Genomic DNA, 23,757 nt, shown 5'->3' with positions numbered 1-23,757 from the left:
CCCTGAGATACTTAAGGAAGCAGAGGATGGCCGAGCTGACCATCTCGACGGAGGAGATCCGCGGCGCCCTGGAGCGCTACGTCTCCTCCTACACGGCCGACGTCTCCCGCGAGGAGGTCGGCACCGTCGCCGACGCCGGCGACGGCATCGCCCACGTCGAGGGCCTCCCCTCGACCATGACCAACGAGCTCCTGGAGTTCGAGGACGGCACGCTCGGTGTGGCGCTGAACCTCGACGTCCGGGAGATCGGTGTCGTCGTCCTCGGTGACTTCGGCGGGATCGAAGAGGGCCAGCGCGTCAAGCGCACCGGCCGGGTGCTCTCCGTGCCGATCGGTGACGCGTTCCTCGGCCGCGTGGTCAACGCGCTCGGCGAGCCCATCGACGGCCTCGGCGACATCGCCAACGAGGGCTACCGCGAGCTGGAGCTCCAGGCCCCGAACGTGATGTCCCGCAAGTCGGTCGACGAGCCGCTGCAGACCGGCATCAAGGCCATCGACGCGATGACCCCGATCGGCCGCGGTCAGCGTCAGCTGATCATCGGTGACCGGAAGACCGGCAAGACCACCGTCGCGCTGGACACCATCCTCAACCAGCGCGAGAACTGGCGCTCCGGCGACCCGAAGAAGCAGGTCCGCTGCATCTACGTCGCGATCGGCCAGAAGGCCTCCACCATCGCCTCCATCAAGGGGACGCTGGAGGAGGCGGGCGCGATGGAGTACACCACCATCGTCGCCTCCCCGGCCTCCGACCCGGCCGGCTTCAAGTACCTCGCCCCGTACACCGGCTCGTCCATCGGGCAGCACTGGATGTACGGCGGCAAGCACGTCCTGATCGTCTTCGACGACCTGAGCAAGCAGGCCGAGGCGTACCGGGCCGTGTCGCTGCTGCTGCGCCGCCCGCCGGGCCGTGAGGCCTACCCGGGTGACGTCTTCTACCTGCACTCGCGTCTGCTGGAGCGCTGCGCCAAGCTCTCCGACGAGCTGGGCGGCGGCTCGATGACCGGCCTGCCGATCATCGAGACCAAGGCGAACGACATCTCGGCGTTCATCCCGACCAACGTCATCTCCATCACCGACGGCCAGATCTTCCTCGAGACCGACCTGTTCAACCAGGGCGTCCGGCCGGCCATCAACGTCGGCACCTCGGTCTCCCGGGTCGGTGGCGCCGCGCAGGTGAAGCCGATGAAGAAGGTCGCCGGCTCGCTGCGGCTGAACCTGGCCCAGTACCGCGAGCTGGAGGCGTTCGCCGCCTTCGCCTCCGACCTGGACCGGGCCTCCCGCGCCCAGCTGGACCGCGGTTCCCGCCTGGTCGAGCTGCTCAAGCAGCCGAACTACTCGCCGTACCCGGTGCAGGAGCAGGTCGTCTCCGTCTGGGCCGGCACCGAGGGCAAGCTGGACGACGTCCCGGTCGGCGAGGTCCGCCGCTTCGAGTCGGAGTTCCTGCAGTACCTGCGGCACAAGCACGAGGGCGTCCTGGCCTCGATCGCGGACCACAAGTGGGACGACGACATCATCGCCTCGCTCGACTCGGCGATCACCGAGTTCAAGCAGCTCTTCCTGGGCAAGGAGGAGGAGGTCCGGATCAACGAGGCGCCGGCCAAGCCGCTGGAGGGTGAGCAGTCCCGCGAGACGGTGACCCGCCTGCGCGACGGCGCCGACCGCCCGGCCGAGAGCTGATCCGATGGCCGCCCAGGTACGCGTTCTCCGGCAGCGGATCCGTTCCGCCAAGGGGATGAAGAAGATCACCAAGGCGATGGAGCTCGTCGCGACGAGCCGCATCGCCAAGGCCCAGGCCAAGGTGGCGGCCTCGCTGCCGTACGCCGAGGCGATCACCGGCGTGCTGACGGCGCTGGCCTCGAACGCGCGGATCGACCACCCGCTGCTCACCCCGCGCGAGCGGGTGCGGCGGGCGGGCGTCCTGCTGGTGACGGCCGACCGGGGTCTGGCCGGCGGCTACAGCTCGAACGCGATCCGGACCGCCGAGTCGCTGATCGCCCGGCTGCGCGCCGACGGCAAGGAGCCGGTGCTCTACGTCATCGGCCGCAAGGGCGTGGCGTACTACCGGTTCCGCAGCCGGCAGATCGCCGGAAGCTGGACCGGCTTCTCGGAGCAGCCGACGTTCGCCGACGCCCGCGAGGTCGGTGACACGCTGATCAAGGCGTTCACCGCCGGCGCGGACGACGTGGACGGGGATGCCGGCGCCGACGGGATCCTCGGCGTGGACGAGCTGCACATCGTCTACACCGAGTTCAAGTCCCTGATGACGCAGAACCCGGTGACCCGGATCATCGGCCCGATGCAGGTCGAGGACCGGCCTCGGACCGAGGGCGCGCTGCCGGCGTACGAGTTCGAGCCGGAGCCGGAGTCGCTGCTCGACGCCCTGCTGCCGAAGTACATCAACACGCGGATCTTCGCGGCGTTGCTGGAGTCGGCGGCGAGCGAGTCGGCCGCCCGCCGGCGGGCGATGAAGAGCGCCACCGACAACGCCGAAGAGATGATCGAGAAGTACACGCGCGAGATGAACTCGGCCCGTCAGGCCGGGATCACCCAGGAGATCAGTGAGATCGTCGGCGGCGCGAACGCGCTGGCCGCGTCGGGAAGTGAAGTGTGATGACTGTATCCGCAGTTGAGACCAAGACGGCCACGGGTCGCGTGGTCCGGGTCATCGGCCCGGTCGTCGACGCCGAGTTCCCGCGCGACGCCATGCCGGAGCTGTTCAACGCTCTGCACGTCGACGTGACCCTCTCGGGTGGTGAGAAGACGCTGACCCTGGAGGTCGCCCAGCACCTGGGTGACAACCTGGTCCGTGCCATCTCGATGCAGCCGACCGACGGTCTGGTCCGCGGCGCCGACGTGCGTGACACCGGGGCGCCGATCAGCGTGCCGGTGGGTGACGCGGTCAAGGGCCACGTGTTCAACGCGATCGGCGAGTGCCTCAACCTCACCGAGGGCGAGACGATCGAGGCCGACGACCGGTGGGGCATCCACCGCAAGGCCCCGGCCTTCGCGGACCTGGAGCCGAAGACCGAGATGCTGGAGACCGGCATCAAGGTCATCGACCTGCTCGCCCCGTACGTCAAGGGCGGCAAGATCGGCCTGTTCGGCGGCGCCGGCGTGGGCAAGACGGTGCTCATCCAGGAGATGATCACCCGGGTGGCCCGGAACTTCGGTGGTACCTCGGTCTTCGCCGGCGTGGGTGAGCGCACCCGCGAGGGCAACGACCTCATCGCCGAGATGACCGAGTCGGGCGTCATCGACAAGACCGCGCTCGTGTACGGCCAGATGGACGAGCCGCCGGGCACCCGTCTGCGGGTCGCGCTCTCCGCGCTCACCATGGCGGAGTACTTCCGCGACGTGAAGAAGCAGGAGGTGCTGCTCTTCATCGACAACATCTTCCGCTTCACCCAGGCCGGTTCCGAGGTGTCCACGCTGCTCGGCCGTATGCCGAGCGCCGTGGGTTACCAGCCGACCCTGGCCGACGAGATGGGCGAGCTCCAGGAGCGGATCACCTCCGTCCGGGGCCAGGCCATCACCTCGATGCAGGCGATCTACGTGCCCGCCGACGACTACACCGACCCGGCGCCGGCCACCACGTTCGCCCACCTCGACGCGACCACCAACCTGGAGCGGTCGATCTCCGACAAGGGCATCTACCCGGCCGTGGACCCGCTGGCGTCCTCGTCCCGGATTCTCGCCCCGGAGTTCGTCGGCGAGGAGCACTTCGCCGTCGCCACCGAGGTGAAGCGGATCCTGCAGCGCTACAAGGACCTGCAGGACATCATCGCCATCCTCGGTATCGAGGAGCTCTCCGAGGAGGACAAGCTCACCGTCGGCCGTGCCCGCCGGATCGAGCGGTTCCTCTCGCAGAACACGTACGCGGCGGAGCAGTTCACCGGCGTCCCCGGCTCGACGGTCCCGATCGCCGAGACCATCGACGCCTTCCGCCGGATCAGCGAGGGGGAGTTCGACCACTTCCCGGAGCAGGCGTTCTTCATGTGCGGCGGCCTGGAGGACCTCAAGGCCAAGGCCAAGGAACTGATGGGTGAGGAGGGCTGAGAGCCCGCTCACACAGGGGAGGGCCGTCCCGGCGAAAGCCGGGGCGGCCCTCGCCGTTTCCGACCATTGCACTACCAGATGCCCGGATCTCCGGCAAGCAGTTCGCCGAATCGCGCGGTACCGTTCCTGACACGACTTTCACATCCCGGCCGTTGATCTCTGCAACCAAACGGACCCCCGCGCCCGTCTTCCTACCCGTGGGCGTGACGATTGGAGATGCTCGTGGGCGGTAAGGGCGGCACGGACCGCGGCAAGCGGTCCATGTGGCGAGGCGTGCCCCGGTGGGCCCGCGTGTGCACGATCCTGGGCATCGTCATGGTGGTGCTCAGCGGCTCCGTGCTGCTCGGCTCCCGCGCCCTCGTCGCCCGCTACGAGGGCTCGGTCGGCAAGGCCGACCTCTTCGGTGACCAGGCCGCCGGCGCCAACGAGAAGAAGAGCGACATCAAGGGTCCGCTCAACATCCTGCTCGTCGGCGTCGACCCGCGTACGTCGACCGCCCGGCCGCTCGCCGACTCGATCATGGTGCTGCACGTGCCCGCCAGCATGGACCGGGGTTACCTCTTCTCGCTCCCGCGCGACCTGCGGGTGGACATCCCGGCCTTCGCCAAGGCCGACTACTCCGGCGGCAACGACCGGCTCAACGCCGCCATGTCGCACGGCAGCAACGTACCGGGGCAGAATCCCAGCACCGCGCAGGGCTTCGAACTGCTCGCCAAGACCGTGCAGGACGTCACCGGCATCAAGCGCTTCGACGCCGGCGCGATCATCAACTTCAGCGGCTTCAAGAAGATCGTCGACGCCATGGGCGGCGTGGACATGTACATCGAGCGGGAGGTCCGGTCCGAACACCTCCAGCCGGACGGTACGCCCCGCCAGCTCCGGCCCGGTGGCGGCGGCTACCTCGGACCGCAGGCGGTGTACAAGAAGGGCAACGCCCACCTCGAAGGCTGGCAGGCACTGGACTACGTCCGGCAGCGCTACCCGAAGAACGGCGTGCCGGACGGCGACTACGGCCGGCAGCGGCACCAGCAGCAGTTCGTCAAGGCCATGGCGAGCCAGGCGGTCAGCGCCGACGTGGTGACCAACCCGGTCAAGCTCGACCGGGTGCTGCGGGCCGCCGGCAAGTCGCTCGTCTTCAACGGGCGCGGCAACAGCGTGGTGGACTTCGGGCTGGCGCTGAAGGACATCCGTCCGAACGCGATCGAGACGATCAAGCTGCCCGGCGGGGCGATCGGCGCCGGCAGCGCGTACCGGGGTGAGCGGCTGCTCGAACCGGCGGAGGACTTCTTCACCGCCCTGCGCACCGAACAGCTCGATGCCTTCCTGCTGGAGCACCCCGATTTCATTCAGAAAACCAAGTAGCCTGGGCGGGTGCGGGGCCGTGGTGGTCCGGCTCTCACCACCCGCGTTGGGTGGGCCGCGGGGGCGCGACTAGACTTTCGGCAATCCGCCGCCGCAGCAAGGAGACAGCGTGGCACAGCAGCTTCACGTCGAGCTCGTAGCCGTCGAGGAGAAGGTCTGGACCGGCGAGGCCGAAATGGTCGTCGCACGGACGACCGAGGGTGAGCTCGGTGTGTTGCCGGGGCACGCGCCGCTGCTCGGCCAGCTCGCGGAGCCCAGCCAGGTACGCATCAAGCAGGCCGGTGGCCAGCAGGTCGTCTTCGACGTGCCCGGCGGCTTCCTGTCGGTGACCAGCGAGGGCGTCACGGTGCTCGCCGAGAGCGCGACCCCCGCCACCCCGGCCCGCTGAGCAGACCCGCCGATGGAGATCGTCGAAGGGTTCGGAATCGGCGTAGCGGTAGTCGTCGTCGCCATTCTGATCCTCTTCATCCGGCGGGCCCTGTTCACACGTAGCGGTGGCACCATCCGGCTGAGCGTGCGGGTCTCCACGATCCTCGACGGTCGCGGCTGGTCACCCGGGTTCGGTCGCTTCGTCGGCGACGAACTCCGCTGGTACCGCATGTTCAGCTTCGCGCTGCGCCCCAAGCGGGTGCTCTCCCGCGAGGGGCTGGCGGTCGAGCGACGCCGGCTGCCCGAGGGCCAGGAGCGCATGTCGATGCCGGCCGAGTGGGTGATCCTGCGCTGTACCAGCCACCACGCGCCGATCGAGATCGCCATGGCGCGTTCCACGGTTACCGGATTCCTGTCCTGGCTCGAGGCCGCCCCACCCGGGGCGGTCTCGCCGCGTCTGGCCTCCCAGGACTGGCCCGCCGCCTGACCTCAGCCGCTTGATCGACTCCACTTCCCCGAGGTGGCGGCACCCCCGCACACCTTGGCCGGCTGAATCCGGCACCCGGTTCGCCCAGTCCGGCTGCCCCCGCACGACAGCCCTCACCTCGCCATCGATCTTGGAGTTGTGGCGCCCACGATGCCCGTTTGACGAGGTATGCGAGGCACCACAACTCCAAGATCGCCGAAGTTCCCAGGAGTTCCTGACGGGTTGCCGCCCCCCAGCTCCTGATGCCCCGCGCGATCTTGCACTTAGGTGCCCCATAAATCCGGCGAATCGGGTGCCGCGAGGGCTCAAAGTGCAAGATCGCGCGTGCGGCCCGCGGACCTGCGGCGGGGCGGCCGCCTCGGGTCAGCCCCCCTCCGAGAGCGTCGATCATGAACTTGGCGGCACTTGGTGTCCGTTATGTCGCCGCTAACCTCATGATCAACGCTATGGCGGGTGCCCGGGGAGGCTTCTTCGAGGGTGATCAAGGGGTTTGTGTCCTTGTGGGTGCCGGAAAGGGCCGCAAACTCCTTGATCGCCGGGGCGCAGAGCGAGGTGCCCGGGCTGGGCTCGGTGAGGTTTGGCGTGTGTGGGGTGGAAGTCCCGGTTCGGGGGTGGTGGGCGGCACTCTCGTGGCGGAATCGCTGGCGGGTGCGGGGCGTTGTAACCAGGTGAACGACCGAGAAACCCGGCTCGCCCCCGAGCGAGGCGGCATCCCCAAGCCGGGAATCACCCTGGCCGGCCGGTCGTTGAGTATGGTTCCGACGACGTGAACCCCGCGCCGCCCCCCGGTGGCGTGAGGCGCCCGGGAATGATGCCGGGTCGACGGTCGTTGGACATGCTTCCGGCGCCGCGTAGAGGCCCCCAGCCCCCGCGAGCAGCCGGGATCCCCCTTGAGACTTTCTTGAGCGCCTGACGGTGCCCACACCCCCCCCGGTCCCCCCCCCGGGGGGGGTGTGTCGACCCCCGAATGGAGCCCCCATCATGAACACGATTCTGCGTAAGAGCGTTCTGGGTATTGCTGGTCTGGCTTTCACCGGTGGCGTGTTCGCCGGCCCGGTCGCCGCCCACGCGGCCGACACCACCACGCACGCGAAGCCGGTCACGGCCACGGTGCAGTCCGACAAGCTGATCCCGCACGGCGTGCAGGGCGACCAGTCCCGCATCGACCTCAATGACGAGCAGACCGCCAACGTCAAGGCCATCATTGCCGCGACGAAGAAGGCCGGCATGGACGAGCGTGCCGCGGTCGTGTCGATCGCGACCGCGTTGCAGGAGTCGAAGCTGGAGAACCTCGGCCACCTCGGTGACCGTAACGACCACGACTCGCAGGGCCTGTTCCAGCAGCGCCCGTCCTCCGGTTGGGGCACGGTCGAGCAGATCACCGACCCCGAGTACTCCACCACCGCGTTCCTGAAGGGTCTGAAGCAGGTCGACGGCTGGCAGGACATGCCGCTGACCAAGGCCGCCCAGACCGTCCAGGTCAGTGCTTACCCGGACCACTACGCCCAGTGGGAGCAGCAGGCCGCCGACCTCGTCGCCAAGCACTGGAACAGCTAAGACGAGGTAAGACACAGCGAAAGGCCGGCACCCCGAACCAACGGGGTGCCGGCCTTTTCACGTCTCCGCTACCAGCTCGACCTCGTACCCCTGCCCGTCGGTGAGGTAGGCGGCGTAGCTGTCCGGGCCGCCCGCGTGCGGGTGCCGGTCCGGGAACAGCAGCGTCCAGCCGTACTCTCCGGCGGCAGTGACCAGCCGCTCGACGGCGGCCGGCGGGCCGGCGTGGAAGGCCAGGTGGTTCAGGCCGGGCGCGCGCCTGTCGTGGGTGCGGCCGGTGAGCGCCGGTGACTGCTCCAGCACGATGTACGTCGCGCCGAGACGCCAGGAGCGGCCGGCGGGCCAGTCCTGGTACGGCGTCCAGCCCAGCTCGCCGAGAAGCCAGCCCCACGAACGACTGGCCGCCGCCAGGTCGGGTACCCACACCTCCACGTGATGGAGGCTGCCGATGGTCAGCGCTTCCCGCCCGGAACCCATAGCACGTCGCCGTCCGGATTTGCCGTTCTTGACAGGATAAAGAGCAAATCGGAGAGCCGGTTGAGATACTTTGCCGGGAGGGGACTGGTCCGATCGGGGTCGTGTGCGACCAGCGCCCATGCCGCACGCTCGGCGCGCCGGGCGGTCGTCCGTGCCACGTGCAGCAGTGCCGCACCAGCGGTGCCGCCGGGGAGGATGAAGGAGTCGAGCTTGCTCAGGCGCGCGTTGTACTCGTCGCACCAGCCCTCGAGGCGCTCGACGTACTCCTCGGTCACCCGCAGCGGCGGGTACTTCGGGTCCGGCTCGACCGGCGTCGCCAGGTCCGCGCCGACGTCGAACATGTCGTTCTGTACGGACTCCAGCACGGCTCGCAGCTCGTCCGAGAGCTGCCCCAGGGCGAGCGCGACGCCGATCGAGGCGTTGCACTCGTCCACGTCCGCGTACGCGGCGATGCGCGGATCGGTCTTCGGCACCTGCTCGTTGTTGCTCAGCCTGGTCATGCCGGCGTCGCCGGCCTTGGTGTAGATGCGCGTGAGGTGGACGGCCATGACGCACAGCCTACGGATACCGGACCTGACCATCCCGGCCCGGCCGAGTCCGGTTGGGCCGGGGGACGCGAGCGATCCGGCGGTCAGCGACGTCGACGTCATCCGGGTACGCGGTGACGCCCGGCTCGACGGCACCGTGCACGTGGTGGGTGCGAAGAACTCCGCGCTGAAGCTGATGGCGGCGGCGCTGCTCGCGCCCGGCCGCAGCCTGATCACCAATGTGCCCCGGATCACCGACATCGCGATCATGGGCGAGGTGCTGCGGCGGCTCGGCTGTGGCGTACGTTTCGGGCCGGACGACCCGGTCGACCCGATGGTGGCCCACGGCGGTGTGGAGCGGTCCCGCTCGGTGCTCATCGACGTGCCGGAACGGCCGGGCGCGGAGGCCGACTACGACCTGGTGCGGCGGCTGCGCGCGTCGATCTGCGTGCTCGGTCCGCTGTTGGCCCGCCGGGGGTACGTGCGGGTGGCGCACCCGGGCGGCGACGCGATCGGCTCACGCGGCCTGGACATGCACATCGCCGGGCTGGCCCGGATGGGCGCGGAGATCTCCGGTGAGCACGGCTTCGTCATCGCCGAGGCCCCGGACGGGCTGCACGGCGCGGACATCGTGCTGGACTTCCCGAGCGTGGGCGCGACCGAGAACCTGGTGATGGCGGCGGTGCTGGCCCGTGGCGCCACGACTATCGACAACGCGGCCCGGGAGCCGGAGATCGTCGACATCTGCACCATGCTGAACCGGATGGGCGCCCGGATCGAGGGGGCCGGCACGTCGACGCTGCACATCGTCGGCGTACCCGGGTTGCAGCCGGTCCGGCACGCCACGGTGGGGGACCGGATCGTGGCCGGGACGTGGGCGTTCGCCGCCGCGATGACCCGCGGCGACGTGACGGTGACCGGCCTGGACCCGGCGTACCTGGAGGTCGCGCTGGACAAGCTGGTCGCGGCCGGCGGCCTGGTCGAGACCCGGGGTGACGCCTTCCGGGTACGCATGGACGACCGCCCGAAGGCGGTGGACGTGGTGACGCTGCCGTACCCGGGTTTCGCCACCGACCTGCTGCCAATGGCGATCGGGCTGGCGGCGGTCAGCGAGGGCGGCTCGCTGATCACCGAGAACATCTTCGACGGCCGGTTCATGTTCGCCAACGAGATGATGCGGCTGGGCGCGGAGATCCGTACCGATGGCCACCACGCGCTGGTGTGCGGCCGGGAGCGGCTGTCCGGCGCCCCGGTACGCGCGACGGACATCCGGGCCGGCGCCGGCCTGATCATCGCCGGGCTCTGCGCCGACGGGTTGACCGAGGTCTCGCACGTGCACCACGTCGACCGGGGCTACCCGGACTTCGTGGCGGACCTGCGGGCGCTCGGCGTCGAGGTGGAACGCGGGACCGCGCCGGAGGAACCGGACCTGGCCATCTGACAGCCGGTGCTTATCCGTCGTTAAGTAGGGTTCTGGCAGACGTTGCAGAACACGGCGAGGGAGAAGCAGATGGCGGGTCGACTCGCGGTCGTCGGTGCCGGGCTGATGGGCTCGGGCATCGCCCAGGTGGCGGCGCAGGCGGGCTGGCAGGTGACGCTGCGCGACATCGACGACGCGGCCACGAAGCGCGGTGTGGACGGCATCCGGAAGTCGCTGACGAAGTTCGCCGAGAAGGGCAAGATCGAGGCGTCCGACGTCGAGGCGACGCTGGGCCGGATCACGCCGACCACCGATCTGGAGGCCGCCGCCGACGCGGACATCGTGGTCGAGGCGGTCTTCGAGAAGATCGAGATCAAGCACGAGGTGTTCCGCGCGCTGGACAAGATCTGCAAGGCGGACGCGGTGCTGGCCACCAACACGTCGGCCATCCCGGTGACCCAGATCGCCACCGCCACCGAGCGCCCGGAGTCGGTCGTCGGCACGCACTTCTTCTCGCCGGTGCCGATGATGAAGCTCTGCGAGCTGGTACGCGGCTACAAGACCAGCGACGCGACCATGGACACGGTCAAGTCGTTCGCCGAGGGGATCGGCAAGACGGTGGTGGTGGTCAACCGGGACATCGCCGGTTTCGTCACCACCCGGCTGATCTGCGCGTTGGCGATGGAGGCGGTCAAGCTCGTCGAGGCCGGCGTGATCTCCGCCGAGGACCTGGACACCGCCTGCAAGCTGGGCTTCGGCCACGCCATGGGCCCGCTCGCCACCGTCGACCTGACCGGCGTGGACGTGCTGCTCAACGCCACCCGCAACATCTACACCGACACCGCGGACGAGAAGTTCTTCCCGCCGGAGCTGCTCCAGCGCATGGCCACCGCCGGCGACCTGGGCCGCAAGACCGGCCAGGGCTTCTACTCGTACTGACCGGCCCGTCCCGCCCCCGGCCCGAGCGGCCGGGGGCGGTTCACGTCCGGGGCGGGCTGAGCGCGGCGCCGATCAGCGCGAACGCGTCCGGGATGACTGTGCCCCAGTAGCCGAAGTTGTGCCGCCCGTCGGCCCAGGCGGCGCGTACCGGCTCCTCGGGCAGCGCCCGGGCCAGCGCGCGGACATCCTTGAGGAAGTTGTCCTGCCGCCCGCACCAGAGCCCGACCGGCGTGCCGCGCAGTTTGTCCACGCCGGTGAAGACCGCGTCGCCGGGGCTCACCGCGGGGGAGAAGGCCGCCGCCATCCGCAGCCATTTCGGGTACGTCTCGGCCAGCAGCAACGCGCCGAAGCCGCCCATCGACCAGCCCCACACGGCCAGCCGGCTGCTGTCGAAACCGCGCCGGGCGCACCAGGTGGGCACCTCCTCGCGCACCATCCGCTGCGGGTCGTCGTCACCGGAGGCGCGCCAGGACAGCCGCCCGCCGGTGGCGCCCGCGAGCGCGAACGGCGGGGCGCCCCGGCGTACTGCGTCGGTGAGGAAGCGGGCCAGGCCGAACCGGCCGTAGTCGCGCGGGGTGGCCGACGCGCCGTGCAGCACCAGGCAGACGGGCAGGCCGCGGCCGTCGCCGTACCCGTCGGGCACCGCCGTCCAGAAGTCGACCTCGCGGCCGCGCGCGCCGGACGCGATGCGGATCAGGCGTTCGTCGCCGGCCGAGGCGTCCGGCAGGGCCGGGGCCGGTCCCGGGCGGGTGCCGGCCAGTTGCCGGGCGGCCAGACTGCCGACCACCGCGGCGCCGGCCACGCCGGCGGCGGCGCCGAGCAGGGTACGCCGGGTCAGCGTGGGTGCCATGCCGGCGAGTGTGCCACCGCCGGGCGCGTGTTAAGAAGGGGCCCTTTCTCTACCGGAGGCGTTAAAAGGGGGCCCTTCCTTACACCTCAGCCGTCGCGCTTGGTGGTCCAGCGGAACGTGGTCAGGCAGAGCACCAGGCCGATGACGCACCAGGCGCCCAGCACCAGCGCGACGGTGCCCAGCTCGAACGACCCGCCCGGCTCCCGCGCGCCGAAGCTGTCCGGCAGGAACACCGAGCGCAGCCCCTGGCACATCCACTTGAGCGGGAAGATCGCCGCGACCTGCTGCATCCAGGTGGGCAGGCTGGTGAAGACGAAGAACACGCCGGAGATGAACTGGAGCACCAGCGCGACCGGGGTGACCACCGCCGAGCCGCTGCGGGCGGTACGGGCCAGCGACGAGATGGCGATGCCGCAGAGCGTGCAGGCGGTGACGCCGAGGACGGAGACCCAGGCGAACGTCAGCCACTTGGCGGTGGTCTGCGGCAGGTCCAGGTCGAACATCGCCACCGAGACGGCGAGCAGCAGCACGGTCTCGGCGATGCCGATGACCACCACCATGATCACCTTGCCGGCGAACCAGACCCACTTCGGCATCGGCGTACCGCGGTAGCGCTTGAGCACGCCCCGGTCCCGCTCGATCGGGATCCAGATGCCGAGGTTCTGGAAGCTCACTGTCATCAGGCCGGTCGCGATCATGCCGGTGATGAAGTACTGCGTGTAGCTGACCCCGGGCGCGATCTCGTCGCTGAAGATCGCCGCGAAGATCAGAATCATGATGATCGGGAAGCCCATCGTGAACACGACGGACTCCCGGCTGCGCAGGAACTGGGTGATCTCCAGCCGCCCCTGGCGCAGCGCCAGCGCGCCCGCGCCGGGCCGCCGGGCCGCGGCGGCGGTGACCGGGGCCGCGGGGTTCGTCGTGGTGGTCATGAGTGTCCGATCATCCGCAGGTAGACGTCTTCCAGGGTCGGCCGGGTCACGGTGAGGCCGGGCACCTCGCCGCCGAAGCGCGCGGCCAGGTCGTACACCAGCGCCGTCGGCGTCGCGGTCTCCGCCGAGGCCAATGTCCCGTCGGGGGTACGCCAGGAGACGGTCGCGAGCGACTCCTGCCGGTTGCCCAGCCGGTTCGGCGGCGCGACCTCGATCACCCGCCCGGCGGCGATCACGCCGACCCGGTCGGCGAGCGCCTCGGCCTCGTCCAGGTAGTGGGTGGTGAGCACGATCGTGGTGCCGGCGGCGGACAGGTCCCGGATCAGCTCCCAGAACTCGCGCCGGGCCTCCGGGTCGAATCCGGTGGTCGGCTCGTCGAGGAAGAGCAGCTCGGGGCGGCCGATGATGCCCAGCGCCACGTCCAGGCGGCGCTTCTGCCCGCCGGAGAGCGTGTGCGTACGCGCCTTGGCCTTGGCGCCCAGCCCGACCCGCTCGACCACCTTGTCCGGGTCGTCCGCGCCCGGGTAGAAGCCGGAGAAGTGGCGGACCACCTCGATGACGCTGAGCTCGTCGAACTCGCCGGTGCCCTGGAGCACGATGCCGACCCGGGAGCGCCAGGCGGCGTCGGGGTGGGCGGGGTCGGCGCCGAGGACGCGCACCTCGCCGGCGTCGCGCTGCCGGTAGCCCTCGAGGATCTCGACCGTTGTGGTCTTGCCGGCGCCGTTCGGGCCGAGCAGGGCGAACACCTCGCCCCGGTGGACGTCCAGGTCCACCCCGGCCACGGCGACGTTGTCGCCGTACGCCTTGCGCAGCCCTCGCACGGAAATCGCGAGCTCGTTCTCCATGCCGTCAAGTGTGCGTCGTGCGGTGGCCCGTTCCGCTGCCGGGTCAGCTATATACGCGAGGTATACACTCGGTGTAGTCTCTGCTCATGACGGTTCCCCTGACCCTGCTCGGGCTGCTCGAACGCGAACCGAGCCACGGCTACGACCTCAAGCGCGACTACGACACCTTCTTCGGGCGCGGCAAGCCGCTGCCGTACGGGCAGGTCTACTCGACGCTGAGCCGGCTGGCCCGCGACGGCAAGGTGGTGGTCGGCGACGTGGCTCCCGGCGCGGGGCCCGACCGCAAGCGCTACGTGATCACCGACCTGGGCGCCACCGAGGTGGAGCACTGGCTGACCGAGCCGGTCGAACCGGAACCGCACCTGCAGACCCTGCTGTTCACCAAGGTCGTGCTCGCGCTGATGCTCGACCGCCCGGCCGAGGAGTACCTGGACACCCAGCGCGCCGCGCACCTGCGCCGGATGCGTGAGCTGACCGAGATCAAGCGCAGCGGCGAACTCGTCGACGTGATGCTGGCCGACCACGGCCTCTACCACCTCGAGGCGGACCTGCGGTGGATCGAGACGACAGGCGCCCGGCTGGACGCCCTGAGAAAGGCGGTACGGCCATGAGCCCGATGATCGAGGCACGTGACGTCACGTACGCGTTCGGCGAGACACCCGCCCTGCGCGGCGCGAACCTCGCCGTGGCCGCCGGCGAGGTGGTCGCCGTGATGGGACCGAGCGGCTCCGGCAAGTCGACGCTGCTGCACTGCCTGGCCGGCATCCTGCGCCCCGACTCCGGCGAGGTCCGGTTCGACGGCGCCCGGATCGACACGCTCGGCGAGGCCGACCGGAGCACGCTGCGCCGCGACAGCTTCGGCTTCGTCTTCCAGTTCGGGCAGCTCGTGCCGGAACTCACCGCGGCCGAGAACGTGGCGCTGCCGCTGCTGCTGCGCGGTGTCCGCCGCACTCCGGCGCTGCGCGCCGCGCGGGGCTGGTTCGAGCGGCTCGGCCTGGCCGGCATGGAGCACCGCCGCTCGGGCGAACTGTCCGGCGGGCAGGCCCAGCGGGTCGCACTGGCCCGCGGCCTGGTCGCGGAGCCCCGGGTGCTGTTCGCCGACGAGCCCACCGGCGCGCTCGACTCGCTCACCGGCGAGGAGGTGATGACGCTGCTGGTGGACGCCGCCCGCGAGAAGGGCACCACAGTCGTCCTGGTGACGCACGAGGCGCGCATCGCGGCGTACGCCGACCGCGAGGTCATGGTGCGGGACGGCCGGGTCAACGCCCCCGCCGGGGTCGCCTCATGATCGGGCTCGCGCTCCGGCTCGCCGTCGCCGGTGGCCGGGAGGCGCTGCTCCGGCTGGTCGCCATCGCCGCCGCCGTGGCGGTCGGCACCGGCCTGCTGCTCACCACGCTCGCCGGTGTGAACGCCACCGACGCCCAGCTCACCCGCTACGCGTCGATGTACCCGCAGGAGACGGCGGGCGGGTCCGCCGACCCGCTGCTGTGGTCGACCCGGTTTGACTACTTCCGGGGCGACCAGATCGTTCGCATCGACGTCGCCGCCACCGGCCCGGACGCGCCCACGCCGGTCGGCGTTCCCCGCGCGCCAGGACCCGGCGAGTTCTACGCCTCCCCGGCGCTGCGCAAGCTGCTGGCCACCACCCCCGCCGACCAGCTCGCCGACCGCTACCCGGGCCGGGACCTCGGCGAGATCGGGCCGGCGGCGCTCACCTCACCGGACACCCTGCTCGTCCTGGTCGGCGGCACCCCGGAGCAGGTGGGCGGGCTGGACCAGGTCCGCAAGGTCACCCGGCTCGACGGCAACAGCGCTCCGCTGCCCGGGGCCGCGGTCGACCTCATCCTCGGCGTGGTGGCGGGCGGACTGCTGTTCCCCGTACTCGTCTTCATCGGCACGGCGACCCGGCTCGGCGCCGCCCGCCGGGAGCAGCGGTTCGCCGCGATGCGGCTGGTCGGGGCCACGCCCCGGCAGATCTCGGCGGTCGCGGCCGTCGAGGCCGCGCTCGCGGCGGCGGCCGGCGCGGCGGCCGGCTTCGCGGTGTTCTTCGCGTTCCGCAGCCAGCTCGCCGGCATCCCGTTCACCGGCATGCCGTTCTTCCCCGGGGACATGGCCATCGGTGCGCCGGAGGCCCTCCTGGTGGCCCTCGGCGTGCCGGCGGGCGCGGCGGCCGCGGCCTGGGTCGCGCTGCGCCGGGTCCGGATCTCCCCGCTCGGCGTCACCCGCCGCGTCACGCCCCGACCACCACGGGCGTACCGGCTGATCCCGCTCGCGCTCGGCCTGGCCGGGCTCGGCTTCGCCCTGGTGTACCGGCCGCCCACGTCGGACGGTCAGACCGCGCTGTTCCTGCCCGCGCTGCTGCTGGTCATGGTCGGGCTGATCACCGGCGGCCCCTGGCTGACCATGGTCGGCGCCAAGGTGCTGGCCGCCCGGGCCGGCCGCCCGGCCGCGTTGATCGCCGCGCGCCGGCTCGCCGACAACCCGGCAGCCGGGTTCCGGGCGGTCAGCGGCGTGATGCTCGCGCTGTTCGTCACCACGGTGGCCGTCGGTGTGATGGGGACGATCACGTACGAGCGCGGTCCGGCGCCCCGGGGGTCGCTGGAGGCCGGCCGGCTGTCGATGGTGCTCACTGACGACCCGCCGGTGCCGGGCACGCTGCTGGCCGACCTGGCGGCGGTGCCCGGCGTCCGCAACCCGGTGCTCGTCCGGGAGAACCCGGTACGCGGTGACGGCCGCGACTCCGGGGTGATCGCCTGCGCGGACATCCCGCCCGCCTACGGGCGGTGTGCCGCCGGGGCGAACGTCGCCGAGGTGCCGCCGGACCTGATCCCCTGGCGGGAGTCCGCCTCGGCCGACCGGATCTGGCCGTCGTCCCCGGTGGACCCGGCTGCCCTCGCGGGACTCCCGGCGGGTTCGGTGGCGGTCGAGGCGGGGGATCCGGTCGCGGTGGAGCGGGCCCGGACGGTCCTCGAAGCCGCGTTCCCGACGTTCTACGTGGCGCCGAACGTGCCCGGCGACTTCGAGGCCGACTTCGCCGACACCATGCGGGGCTGGCAGCGGCTGGCCGACCTCGTCGTGGTGGCCGGTCTCGTGCTCGCCGGGTGCAGCCTGGCCGTGGCCGTGGCGGCCGGCCTCAGCGAACGGAAGCGGCCGTTCAGCCTGCTGCGGCTCAGCGGCGCCCCGGTTCGGCTGCTGCGCCGGGTGGTGGCCCTGGAGAGCGTGGTGCCGCTGCTGACCGTCGCCGTGGTGGCGGTCGGGATGGGACTGGTCGCCGCACACCTGTTCCTGCGCGCCCAGATGCAGTACGACCTGCGCGTACCGGGGATCGGGTTCGCCGCTGTGGTGGCCCTCGGCGTGCTGGGCTGCCTCGCGGTCATCGCGGCCACGCTGCCGCTGCTGGAACGGATCACCGGCCCGGAGACCGCCCGCAGCGAATGACCCGTACGGTGGGCCGGTGTGTGCGGCCGGCCCACCGTCGCGGGCCTGGGGTTGTGTGGTTTTCCACACTCTCTTTTACTAAACGGTAACTTAAACTCCGGCCATGGACGACGCGATGCCGGGACGGCTGCCCGAGCGGGACCGCCCGTGGGTGATGCGCACGTACGCCGGGCACTCCTCCGCCGCGGCCACCAACGCGCTCTTCCGCCGCAACCTGGCGAAGGGGCAGACCGGCCTGTCGGTCGCCTTCGACCTGCCCACCCAGACCGGGTACGACCCGGACCACGAGCTGGCCTCCGGTGAGGTGGGCCGGGTCGGCGTGCCGGTGGCGCACCTGGGCGACATGCGGGCGCTGTTCGAAGGCATCCCGCTCGCCGAGATGAACACCTCGATGACCATCAACGCCCCGGCCATGTGGCTGCTCGGCCTCTACGGCACCGTCGCCGCCGAGCAGGGCGCGGAGCTGAGCCGCTGCGCCGGCACCACGCAGAACGACATCATCAAGGAGTACCTGTCCCGGGGGACGTACATCTTCCCGCCGGCGGCCTCGCTGCGGCTGACCGCCGACATCATCGCGTACACGCTGCGCGAGATGCCCCGGTGGAACCCGGTGAACATCTGCTCGTACCACCTCCAGGAGGCCGGGGCGACGCCGGTGCAGGAGGTCGGCTTCGCGCTGGCCACCGCCGTCGCCGTGCTCGACACCGTGCGCGACTCCGGCCAGGTGCCGCCCGAGCGGATGGGCGACGTGGTCCAGCGGATCTCGTTCTTCGTCAACGCCGGGGTGCGCTTCGTCGAGGAGATCGCCAAGATGCGCGCGTTCGGCGCGCTCTGGGACGAGATCACCCGCGACCGCTACGGCGTGGCGGACCCCAAGCAGCGCCGGTTCCGCTACGGCGTCCAGGTCAACTCGCTGGGCCTGACCGAGGCGCAGCCGGAGAACAACATCCAGCGCATCGTGCTGGAGATGCTGGGCGTCACGCTGTCCCGCGATGCCCGCGCCCGGGCCGTGCAGCTGCCCGCCTGGAACGAGGCGCTGGGCCTGCCCCGCCCGTGGGACCAGCAGTGGTCGCTGCGCATGCAGCAGGTGCTGGCGTACGAGTCGGACCTGCTGGAGTACCCGGACCTGTTCGCCGGCTCGCACGTGATGACCGCGCTGGTCGACGACATCGTCTCCGGCGCCCGCGTCGAGCTGGAGAAGGTGCTGGAGATGGGCGGCGTGGTCACCGCCGTCGAGTCCGGCTACCTCAAGAGCGCGCTGGTGGCCTCGCTCGCCGAGCGCCGTCGCCGGATGGAGTCCGGTTCGGACGTGGTGGTCGGCGTCAACCGGTTCACCGAGACCGAGCCGTCGCCGCTGACCGCAGCGGGCGCCGAGGCGATCGAGCAGGTGGACCCGGCCGTCGAGGAGGCGGCCACCGACGGCGTACGCCGGTGGCGGGCCGACCGGGACGCGGCGGCTGTCGAGGCGGCGCTGGACCGGCTGCGCGCCGACGCCGCCACCACGGCGAACCTGATGCCGGCGACGCTTACCTGTGTACGGGCCGGGGTCACCACCGGCGAGTGGGCGGGCGCGCTGCGCCAGGTGTACGGCGAGTACCGCGCGCCGACCGGCCTGGCCGGGGCGGTCGGAACGGCCGGTGACGCGACCCTCGCCGGGGTGCGGGAGCGGGTCGCCGCCACCGCGCGGGAGCTGGGCAGCGGCCGGCTGCGGCTGCTGGTCGGCAAGCCGGGGCTGGACGGGCACTCCAACGGCGCAGAGCAGATCGCGGTACGCGCCCGCGACGCCGGGTTCGAGGTGGTCTACCAGGGCATCCGGCTGACCGCCGGGCAGATCGTGGCGGCCGCCGTGGAGGAGGACGTCGACCTGGTCGGGCTTTCCGTGCTGTCCGGCTCGCATCTGGCCGCCGTGCCGGCGGTGCTGGACGGGCTGCGCGCGGCCGGTCGGGGCGACCTGCCGGTGGTGGTGGGCGGGATCATCCCGGCCGCCGACGCCGAGGCGCTGCGGGCCGCCGGGGTGGCCCGGGTGTTCACGCCGAAGGACTTCGCGCTCACCGGCATCATCGACGAGCTGGTGACGGTGATCCGCGAGGCCAACGCCCTGTCGTGAAAGGAAGGGCCCCTTATTAACGCCTCCGGTAGGGAAGGGGCCCCTTCTTAACACCCGCGCGCGAAAGCGGCGCCTCCATGCGGACGGCGCCTCCGGACGGGTGGGTCAGCGGCTCTGGTAGGTCATGCAGTCGGCCATGTCCATGTCGGGACCGACGGTGATGGCCGGGGCGTGGCACTCCAGGTCGGCGTTGTGCCGGCAGTCGGCGCGCGAACACGCGCCGACCTGGGCGACCAACTGGTCGAGGCCGCCGCGCACCGGCATCTCGACGAACGTGTGGCAGTGGGCGTGGTCGCTGCTGCCGATCGTGATGGCGAACGCGTGGCAGTCGTTCGTGTGGTTGTAGGCGCAGGACCGGACGGCGCACTCCTGGACCCGGGGCATCTCCAACGACGCGGTCATCTCCCGTACCTCCTTGGGTTTCTTGCCCCGATTTTAGAGGTTTCGGGAGCTCGCGCGGGTCAGACGCGGAAGCCGGCCGCGCGGGCCGCGGCGCGTTCCCGTCGCCGCTCCCGGCGGCGGCGGAACAGCCACGGTACGAAGAACACCAGGCCGAGCAGGAACACCAGGACCAGCACCGGCAGCAGCAGCGCCACCACCGACATGACCACGCTCGTCGCGTCCTCGGCGGTGCTGGCCACCGGCGCGCCCACCCCGGCGGTGGTCGCGTTGATGACCGGCCGGGCGGCGGCCTTGAGCAGGTGCACGCCGAGCGCGATGAGCACGCCGACCACGACCGGCACCCACTGGTGCGAGGAGAAGAACGTGTCCGGGTCGCTGACGGTGACGGTCTCCGAGCCGGCGCCCGCGCCGAACGCGAGCCCGCCGGCGGTCGGCCGGACCACCGTCTGCACCACGTCGTTTACGTGGTCGACCACAGGCACCTTGTCGGCCACCACCTCGACCGCGAGCAGGACGGCGAGGATCAGCACCACCCAGCCGTTGCCGAGCCACTGCCAGCCGCTGGGCAGCTCGACCAGGTCGGTGTAGCGGGACAGCAGCCCCATCAGCAGCAGCGGGATGTAGGCGTTCAGGCCCGCCGAGGCGGCCAGACCGGAACCGGTGAGGACTTCGAGCACGATCTCAATATGGCACCGGTACGCCAGTGGCGCTCGTCGGCGTCCGCCGGGGCCTCGGCTACCCTCGGCGGGTGCGGTTGGTGATTGCGAAGTGCTCAGTGGACTACGTCGGACGGCTCTCGGCCCACCTGCCCCCGGCGACCCGGTTGCTGATGGTGAAGGCGGACGGCTCGGTGTCGATCCACGCGGACGACCGGGCCTACAAGCCGTTGAACTGGATGAGCCCGCCCTGCCGGCTGGAGGAGGCGCCAGGCGTCTGGCGGGTGGTCAACAAGGCCGGCGAGGAGCTGCGCATCACGCTGGAGGAGATCTTCCAGGACACCTCGTACGAGCTGGGCGTGGACCCGGGCCTGCGCAAGGACGGCGTCGAGGCGCACCTGCAGGAGCTGCTCGCCGCGAACCCGGAGACGCTGGGGGAGGGCTTCACGCTGGTCCGCCGCGAGTACATGACCGCGATCGGGCCGGTCGACCTGCTCTGCCGCGACGCGGTCGGCGGCGCGGTGGCGGTCGAGGTGAAGCGGCGCGGCGAGATCGACGGCGTGGAGCAGCTCACCCGCTACCTGGAGCTGATGAACCGGGACCCGCTGCTCGCGCCGGTGGCCGGCGTGTTCGCCGCGCAGGAGATCAAGCCGCAGGCCCGGGTGCTCGCCACCGACCGCGGTATCCGCTGCGTGGTGGTCGACTACGACAAGCTGCGCGGCATCGAACGCGACGAGCTGACGCTGTTCTGAGGCGCCGCCTCAGCGGCCCCGGCCGTACATCAGCTTGGCGATCTTGACGATGCGGGCGATGTCGGCCGGGGTGCGCTCGAACGTCATCGCCGGCAGCAGCGACCGGGCCCGGCGGCGGGTGACCGACTTGGGCCGGCCGAACTCGCGCAGCCCCTCCTCGCCGTGGATGCGGCCGATGCCGGACTCGCCGACGCCGCCGAACGGCAGCGTCGACATGCCGGCGAAGGTCAGCGCCGAGTTGACCGAGGCCATGCCGGAACGCAGCCGCCGCGCCACCGCCACCGCCCGCGCCCGGCCGAAGACCGAACCCCCGAGCCCGTACGGCAGCGCGTTGGCCCGCTCGACCGCCTCGTCCACGTCCCGGACGCGATTGACGACGAGCGTCGGGCCGAACGTCTCCTCCTGCACGGCGGCCGAGTCCTCCGGCACGTCGACCAGCACGGTCGGGTGCACGTACGGCGGCTGGACCGCCTCCGGGCCGCCCAGCACCGCCCGGCCGCCCCGGTCGAGCGCGTCGTCGATGTGCCGGCGGATGATGTCGATCTGCGACGGCATGGTGATCGGGCCGAGGTCGGTCCCGTCGGGGCCGACAGTCAGCCGCCCGGCCTTCGCCACCACCTTCTCGACGAAGGCGTCGTAGACCTGGTCGACGGCGTAGACCCGCTCGATGCCGATGCACGTCTGGCCGGCGTTGGTCATGCCGCCCCACACGCACGCGTCGGCGGCGGCGTCCAGGTCGGCGTCGCTGTCCACGATCATCGCGTCCTTGCCGCCGGCCTCCAGCAGCACCGGGGTGAGCGTCTCCGCGCAGGCGGCCATCACCCGCTTCGCGGTGGCGGTCGAGCCGGTGAACGCGACCTTGCCGACGCCGGAGCGGCACAGCGCCGCGCCGACCGCGCCGAAGCCGTGCACCACCTGGAACACCGGCTGCTCCGGCACCACCTCGGCGAACCTGTCGACCAGCCACTGGCCGACCGCCGGGGTGTACTCGCTCGGCTTGAAGACCACCGCGTTGCCGGCCGCGAGCGCGTACGCGGCGGAGCCGATCGGGGTGAAGACCGGGTAGTTCCACGGGCCGATCACGCCCACCACGCCGTACGGCTGGTATTCCAGGTGGCCGGAGAACTCGGCGAGGACCAGCCGGGAACGGACCCGGCGCGGCCCGAGCACCCGCTGCGCGTTGCGGGCCGCCCAGTCGATGTGCTCCAGCGCGGTGAGGATCTCCACGACGGCGTCACCGACCGGCTTGCCGCCCTCGGTGTGCATCAGGTCGGCCAGTTCCTCGATCCGCCGCGCGAGCACGCCACGCCAGCGCTGGAGACGGTCCCGCCGGCCGGCGAAGCCGAGCCCGGCCCACCAGTCGCCGGCCGCCCGGGCGCGGTCGACCGCGGCACGCACGTCCGCCTCGGAGGCCAGCGGGAAACTGCCTGCCTCGGCGCCGGTGGCCGGGCTGGTCGACACCAGCCGACCTTCGGAGATGAGCGGGGCGCCCGGCACATGCACAGCGGTCATGGCCGAAGTCTAGACCCGAGGATTACTCGCCGGTAGGTGTCGCACGCGCCGTACGCTGCGCGGACGATCAGCCCTCGCATCGACGGAGATGCCGTCCGAAACGGCGAACGGGAGATGACCGGCCGGGGTCGCGGGGGTGACCGCGCGGTGGTGCAAGCCACTACGGTGAGGTGGCAGGCTGACGCCGCGGGGCGATGTGGGGTGGAGGTCGACTGTCCATGGAGGAGCATCCTGAGCTGATGCCGTTGCTGACGGTGTCCGGCGGGGCGATGCGGGGGCTCACGTTCCGGGTCGGCCAGGACGCGCAGGTGATCGGCCGGGCGCCGACCGCCGACATCGTGCTCGCCGATCCGCATCTGAGCCGGCGGCACGCCACCGTCCGGGCCACCCCCGAGGGGGTGCTGCTCACCGACCTCGGCTCGACCAACGGCACCTGGCTCAACGACACCCGGGTCACCGGCAGCGTGGCGATCGCCGACGGCGACGTGGTCCGGCTCGGCCGCACGGATTTGCGCCTCTACGACCCGGGGGTGGCCCGCACCGACCCGGTCGGGATGAGCTTCGGCGCGCTGCGCCGCGACCAGCGTCCCACCCTGCCGCTGCCGGTCCCGGCGCCCCGCCGGCCGATCGAGGCGCGCGAGGCGCAGCCGGCCGACGTGAGCTAGACCTCGGGCATCCGCTGGACCCGGGGGCCACTGAGTGCCGCCGATCCCCGGGCCCCGCTGACCCCTCACGCCCGCGCCGCCCCCGGCCGCGCACCCACCACCCACCACCCGCCACCTCCCCACCCTCCCCGCCCCACCCATTCGCGGTGATCAAGGAGTTTGGGTACGGAAACGGCTCCCGCGGTGACGCAAACTCCTTGATCACCGCCGCGCCGCGACCGGCGCGCCGCGACCGGCGGAGGGTGGGCTGGGCGGGTTGGCGCTCCCAGGCCCGGTCGATCATGAAGTTGGCGGTGTTCTGCGTCCGATTTGTCGCCGCCAACTTCATGATCGACGCGGTGGCGGGGCGGGGGTGCGCGCCATGGTCGGGTGGGGCGGTGTGGGGGTGGGGGACATGGACCGGGGGCG

General features: G+C 71.4%; 23 protein-coding genes. 15 read left to right on the top strand and 8 right to left on the bottom strand.

Annotated elements, in window-relative coordinates:
* Nucleotides 1-26: 26 nt before the first annotated feature.
* The 7 genes from atpA to J3R08_RS25805 all read left to right on the top strand — a co-directional run bounded on the left by atpA (nt 27) and on the right by J3R08_RS25805 (nt 7,830).
* Nucleotides 27-1,676 (top strand): F0F1 ATP synthase subunit alpha, encoded by a 1,650-nt coding sequence (gene atpA / locus J3R08_RS25835; RefSeq protein WP_064447833.1) that lies wholly within the window; start codon nt 27-29, stop codon nt 1,674-1,676.
* Nucleotides 1,677-1,680: 4 nt separating this feature from the next.
* Entirely contained in the window at nt 1,681-2,610 is a 930-nt protein-coding gene (locus J3R08_RS25830; RefSeq protein ID WP_030504728.1) for a F0F1 ATP synthase subunit gamma, read from the top strand.
* Nucleotides 2,610-4,055 (top strand): F0F1 ATP synthase subunit beta, encoded by a 1,446-nt coding sequence (atpD, locus tag J3R08_RS25825; RefSeq protein ID WP_043328657.1) that lies wholly within the window; start codon nt 2,610-2,612, stop codon nt 4,053-4,055. Before J3R08_RS25830 ends, atpD begins: the two co-directional genes overlap by 1 nt.
* Nucleotides 4,056-4,271: 216 nt before the next feature.
* Nucleotides 4,272-5,417, top strand: a complete 1,146-nt coding sequence (locus J3R08_RS25820; protein WP_064447832.1) for an LCP family protein — start codon at nt 4,272-4,274, stop codon at nt 5,415-5,417.
* 109 nt (nt 5,418-5,526) lie between these two features.
* Nucleotides 5,527-5,805, top strand: a complete 279-nt coding sequence (locus tag J3R08_RS25815) for a F0F1 ATP synthase subunit epsilon (protein WP_043328661.1) — start codon at nt 5,527-5,529, stop codon at nt 5,803-5,805.
* A 12-nt stretch (nt 5,806-5,817) separates the two neighbouring features.
* On the top strand, nt 5,818-6,273 hold the full coding sequence (locus J3R08_RS25810; RefSeq protein WP_043328663.1) for a DUF2550 domain-containing protein: 456 nt from the start codon (nt 5,818-5,820) through the stop codon (nt 6,271-6,273).
* Nucleotides 6,274-7,254: 981 nt separating this feature from the next.
* Entirely contained in the window at nt 7,255-7,830 is a 576-nt protein-coding gene (locus J3R08_RS25805; protein ID WP_209963046.1) for a hypothetical protein, read from the top strand.
* 57 nt (nt 7,831-7,887) lie between these two features.
* Here the strand turns inward: J3R08_RS25805 and J3R08_RS25800 are convergent, their stop codons facing one another.
* Nucleotides 7,888-8,304 carry a VOC family protein gene (locus J3R08_RS25800; protein ID WP_209963044.1) on the bottom strand — a complete coding sequence of 139 codons (417 nt, stop codon included), beginning with the start codon at nt 8,302-8,304 and terminating at the stop codon, nt 7,888-7,890.
* Nucleotides 8,280-8,852 (bottom strand): cob(I)yrinic acid a,c-diamide adenosyltransferase, encoded by a 573-nt coding sequence (locus J3R08_RS25795; protein WP_013475364.1) that lies wholly within the window; start codon nt 8,850-8,852, stop codon nt 8,280-8,282. Before J3R08_RS25795 ends, J3R08_RS25800 begins: the two co-directional genes overlap by 25 nt.
* Between J3R08_RS25795 and murA the strand changes: the two genes are divergently transcribed.
* The gene (gene murA / locus J3R08_RS25790; RefSeq protein ID WP_064447829.1) at nt 8,851-10,272 is read left to right on the top strand and encodes a UDP-N-acetylglucosamine 1-carboxyvinyltransferase; all 1,422 of its coding nucleotides are present in this window, start codon (nt 8,851-8,853) and stop codon (nt 10,270-10,272) included. The two genes, J3R08_RS25795 and murA, sit on opposite strands and share 2 nt — an antisense overlap.
* Before the next feature lie 69 nt (nt 10,273-10,341).
* Complete coding sequence (locus tag J3R08_RS25785; RefSeq protein ID WP_104112431.1) at nt 10,342-11,190, top strand: 3-hydroxyacyl-CoA dehydrogenase family protein; 849 nt, start codon at nt 10,342-10,344, stop codon at nt 11,188-11,190.
* A 40-nt stretch (nt 11,191-11,230) separates the two neighbouring features.
* Here J3R08_RS25785 and J3R08_RS25780 read toward each other — a convergent pair whose 3' ends face one another.
* The 3 genes from J3R08_RS25780 to J3R08_RS25770 all read right to left on the bottom strand — a co-directional run bounded on the left by J3R08_RS25780 (nt 11,231) and on the right by J3R08_RS25770 (nt 13,817).
* On the bottom strand, nt 11,231-12,040 hold the full coding sequence (locus tag J3R08_RS25780; RefSeq protein WP_209963042.1) for an alpha/beta hydrolase family protein: 810 nt from the start codon (nt 12,038-12,040) through the stop codon (nt 11,231-11,233).
* A gap of 86 nt (nt 12,041-12,126) precedes the next feature.
* Nucleotides 12,127-12,972, bottom strand: a complete 846-nt coding sequence (locus J3R08_RS25775; RefSeq protein ID WP_043328679.1) for an ABC transporter permease — start codon at nt 12,970-12,972, stop codon at nt 12,127-12,129.
* Nucleotides 12,969-13,817 (bottom strand): ABC transporter ATP-binding protein, encoded by an 849-nt coding sequence (locus tag J3R08_RS25770; RefSeq protein WP_043328681.1) that lies wholly within the window; start codon nt 13,815-13,817, stop codon nt 12,969-12,971. The genes J3R08_RS25775 and J3R08_RS25770 overlap by 4 nt, the downstream gene beginning before the upstream one ends.
* Before the next feature lie 86 nt (nt 13,818-13,903).
* Here J3R08_RS25770 and J3R08_RS25765 point away from each other — a divergent pair, with 86 nt between their 5' ends.
* The 4 genes from J3R08_RS25765 (at nt 13,904) to J3R08_RS25750 (ending at nt 19,362) form a co-directional block, all read left to right on the top strand.
* Nucleotides 13,904-14,428, top strand: coding sequence for a PadR family transcriptional regulator (locus J3R08_RS25765; protein WP_069087235.1), 525 nt, complete (start codon nt 13,904-13,906; stop codon nt 14,426-14,428).
* Complete coding sequence (locus J3R08_RS25760) at nt 14,425-15,105, top strand: ABC transporter ATP-binding protein (protein WP_043328688.1); 681 nt, start codon at nt 14,425-14,427, stop codon at nt 15,103-15,105. Before J3R08_RS25765 ends, J3R08_RS25760 begins: the two co-directional genes overlap by 4 nt.
* Complete coding sequence (locus tag J3R08_RS25755; RefSeq protein ID WP_209963040.1) at nt 15,102-17,255, top strand: FtsX-like permease family protein; 2,154 nt, start codon at nt 15,102-15,104, stop codon at nt 17,253-17,255. Before J3R08_RS25760 ends, J3R08_RS25755 begins: the two co-directional genes overlap by 4 nt.
* Before the next feature lie 103 nt (nt 17,256-17,358).
* A complete protein-coding gene (locus tag J3R08_RS25750; RefSeq protein WP_069087238.1) occupies nt 17,359-19,362 on the top strand; it encodes a protein meaA in 2,004 nt (667 codons plus the stop codon).
* A 105-nt stretch (nt 19,363-19,467) separates the two neighbouring features.
* Here J3R08_RS25750 and J3R08_RS25745 read toward each other — a convergent pair whose 3' ends face one another.
* Together J3R08_RS25745 and J3R08_RS25740 are read right to left on the bottom strand one after the other, a co-directional pair.
* Entirely contained in the window at nt 19,468-19,764 is a 297-nt protein-coding gene (locus J3R08_RS25745) for a DUF1540 domain-containing protein (protein WP_043328704.1), read from the bottom strand.
* A gap of 59 nt (nt 19,765-19,823) precedes the next feature.
* A complete protein-coding gene (locus J3R08_RS25740) occupies nt 19,824-20,441 on the bottom strand; it encodes a DUF4126 domain-containing protein (protein WP_043328707.1) in 618 nt (205 codons plus the stop codon).
* Nucleotides 20,442-20,512: 71 nt separating this feature from the next.
* Here J3R08_RS25740 and nucS point away from each other — a divergent pair, with 71 nt between their 5' ends.
* Entirely contained in the window at nt 20,513-21,172 is a 660-nt protein-coding gene (nucS, locus tag J3R08_RS25735) for an endonuclease NucS (protein ID WP_030503891.1), read from the top strand.
* A gap of 9 nt (nt 21,173-21,181) precedes the next feature.
* On the opposite strand, the gene J3R08_RS25730 is transcribed toward nucS, so the two are convergent.
* Complete coding sequence (locus J3R08_RS25730) at nt 21,182-22,684, bottom strand: aldehyde dehydrogenase family protein (protein ID WP_113974619.1); 1,503 nt, start codon at nt 22,682-22,684, stop codon at nt 21,182-21,184.
* 218 nt (nt 22,685-22,902) lie between these two features.
* On the opposite strand from J3R08_RS25730, the gene J3R08_RS25725 reads away from it, so the two are divergent.
* Nucleotides 22,903-23,349 carry an FHA domain-containing protein gene (locus J3R08_RS25725; RefSeq protein WP_043328712.1) on the top strand — a complete coding sequence of 149 codons (447 nt, stop codon included), beginning with the start codon at nt 22,903-22,905 and terminating at the stop codon, nt 23,347-23,349.
* The last annotated feature ends 408 nt before the right edge of the window (nt 23,350-23,757 follow it).

It is taken from the genome of Micromonospora sp. HB375 (assembly GCF_017872985.1).
GTDB lineage: Bacteria > Actinomycetota > Actinomycetes > Mycobacteriales > Micromonosporaceae > Micromonospora > Micromonospora chalcea.
The sequence above is the reverse complement of the archived record's forward strand: the minus strand, read 5'-3'. Positions and strand labels throughout refer to the sequence as shown.

What these genes read in the sequence shown, in the direction of transcription:
- J3R08_RS25830 (WP_030504728.1), top strand. Translation starts at nt 1,681, where the DNA reads ATGGCCGCCCAGGTACGCGTTCTCCGGCAGCGGATCCGTTCCGCCAAG.
- J3R08_RS25755 (WP_209963040.1), top strand. Translation starts at nt 15,102, where the DNA reads ATGATCGGGCTCGCGCTCCGGCTCGCCGTCGCCGGTGGCCGGGAGGCG.
- J3R08_RS25730 (WP_113974619.1), bottom strand. Translation starts at nt 22,684, where the DNA reads ATGACCGCTGTGCATGTGCCGGGCGCCCCGCTCATCTCCGAAGGTCGG.
- J3R08_RS25805 (WP_209963046.1), top strand. Translation starts at nt 7,255, where the DNA reads ATGAACACGATTCTGCGTAAGAGCGTTCTGGGTATTGCTGGTCTGGCT.
- J3R08_RS25810 (WP_043328663.1), top strand. Translation starts at nt 5,818, where the DNA reads ATGGAGATCGTCGAAGGGTTCGGAATCGGCGTAGCGGTAGTCGTCGTC.
- atpA (WP_064447833.1), top strand. Translation starts at nt 27, where the DNA reads ATGGCCGAGCTGACCATCTCGACGGAGGAGATCCGCGGCGCCCTGGAG.
- atpD (WP_043328657.1), top strand. Translation starts at nt 2,610, where the DNA reads ATGACTGTATCCGCAGTTGAGACCAAGACGGCCACGGGTCGCGTGGTC.
- J3R08_RS25820 (WP_064447832.1), top strand. Translation starts at nt 4,272, where the DNA reads ATGCTCGTGGGCGGTAAGGGCGGCACGGACCGCGGCAAGCGGTCCATG.
- J3R08_RS25745 (WP_043328704.1), bottom strand. Translation starts at nt 19,764, where the DNA reads ATGACCGCGTCGTTGGAGATGCCCCGGGTCCAGGAGTGCGCCGTCCGG.
- J3R08_RS25750 (WP_069087238.1), top strand. Translation starts at nt 17,359, where the DNA reads ATGGACGACGCGATGCCGGGACGGCTGCCCGAGCGGGACCGCCCGTGG.
- J3R08_RS25765 (WP_069087235.1), top strand. Translation starts at nt 13,904, where the DNA reads ATGACGGTTCCCCTGACCCTGCTCGGGCTGCTCGAACGCGAACCGAGC.
- J3R08_RS25725 (WP_043328712.1), top strand. Translation starts at nt 22,903, where the DNA reads ATGGAGGAGCATCCTGAGCTGATGCCGTTGCTGACGGTGTCCGGCGGG.
- J3R08_RS25770 (WP_043328681.1), bottom strand. Translation starts at nt 13,817, where the DNA reads ATGGAGAACGAGCTCGCGATTTCCGTGCGAGGGCTGCGCAAGGCGTAC.
- J3R08_RS25785 (WP_104112431.1), top strand. Translation starts at nt 10,342, where the DNA reads ATGGCGGGTCGACTCGCGGTCGTCGGTGCCGGGCTGATGGGCTCGGGC.
- J3R08_RS25760 (WP_043328688.1), top strand. Translation starts at nt 14,425, where the DNA reads ATGAGCCCGATGATCGAGGCACGTGACGTCACGTACGCGTTCGGCGAG.
- J3R08_RS25800 (WP_209963044.1), bottom strand. Translation starts at nt 8,304, where the DNA reads ATGGGTTCCGGGCGGGAAGCGCTGACCATCGGCAGCCTCCATCACGTG.
- J3R08_RS25775 (WP_043328679.1), bottom strand. Translation starts at nt 12,972, where the DNA reads ATGACCACCACGACGAACCCCGCGGCCCCGGTCACCGCCGCCGCGGCC.
- J3R08_RS25795 (WP_013475364.1), bottom strand. Translation starts at nt 8,852, where the DNA reads ATGGCCGTCCACCTCACGCGCATCTACACCAAGGCCGGCGACGCCGGC.
- J3R08_RS25780 (WP_209963042.1), bottom strand. Translation starts at nt 12,040, where the DNA reads ATGGCACCCACGCTGACCCGGCGTACCCTGCTCGGCGCCGCCGCCGGC.
- murA (WP_064447829.1), top strand. Translation starts at nt 8,851, where the DNA reads ATGACGCACAGCCTACGGATACCGGACCTGACCATCCCGGCCCGGCCG.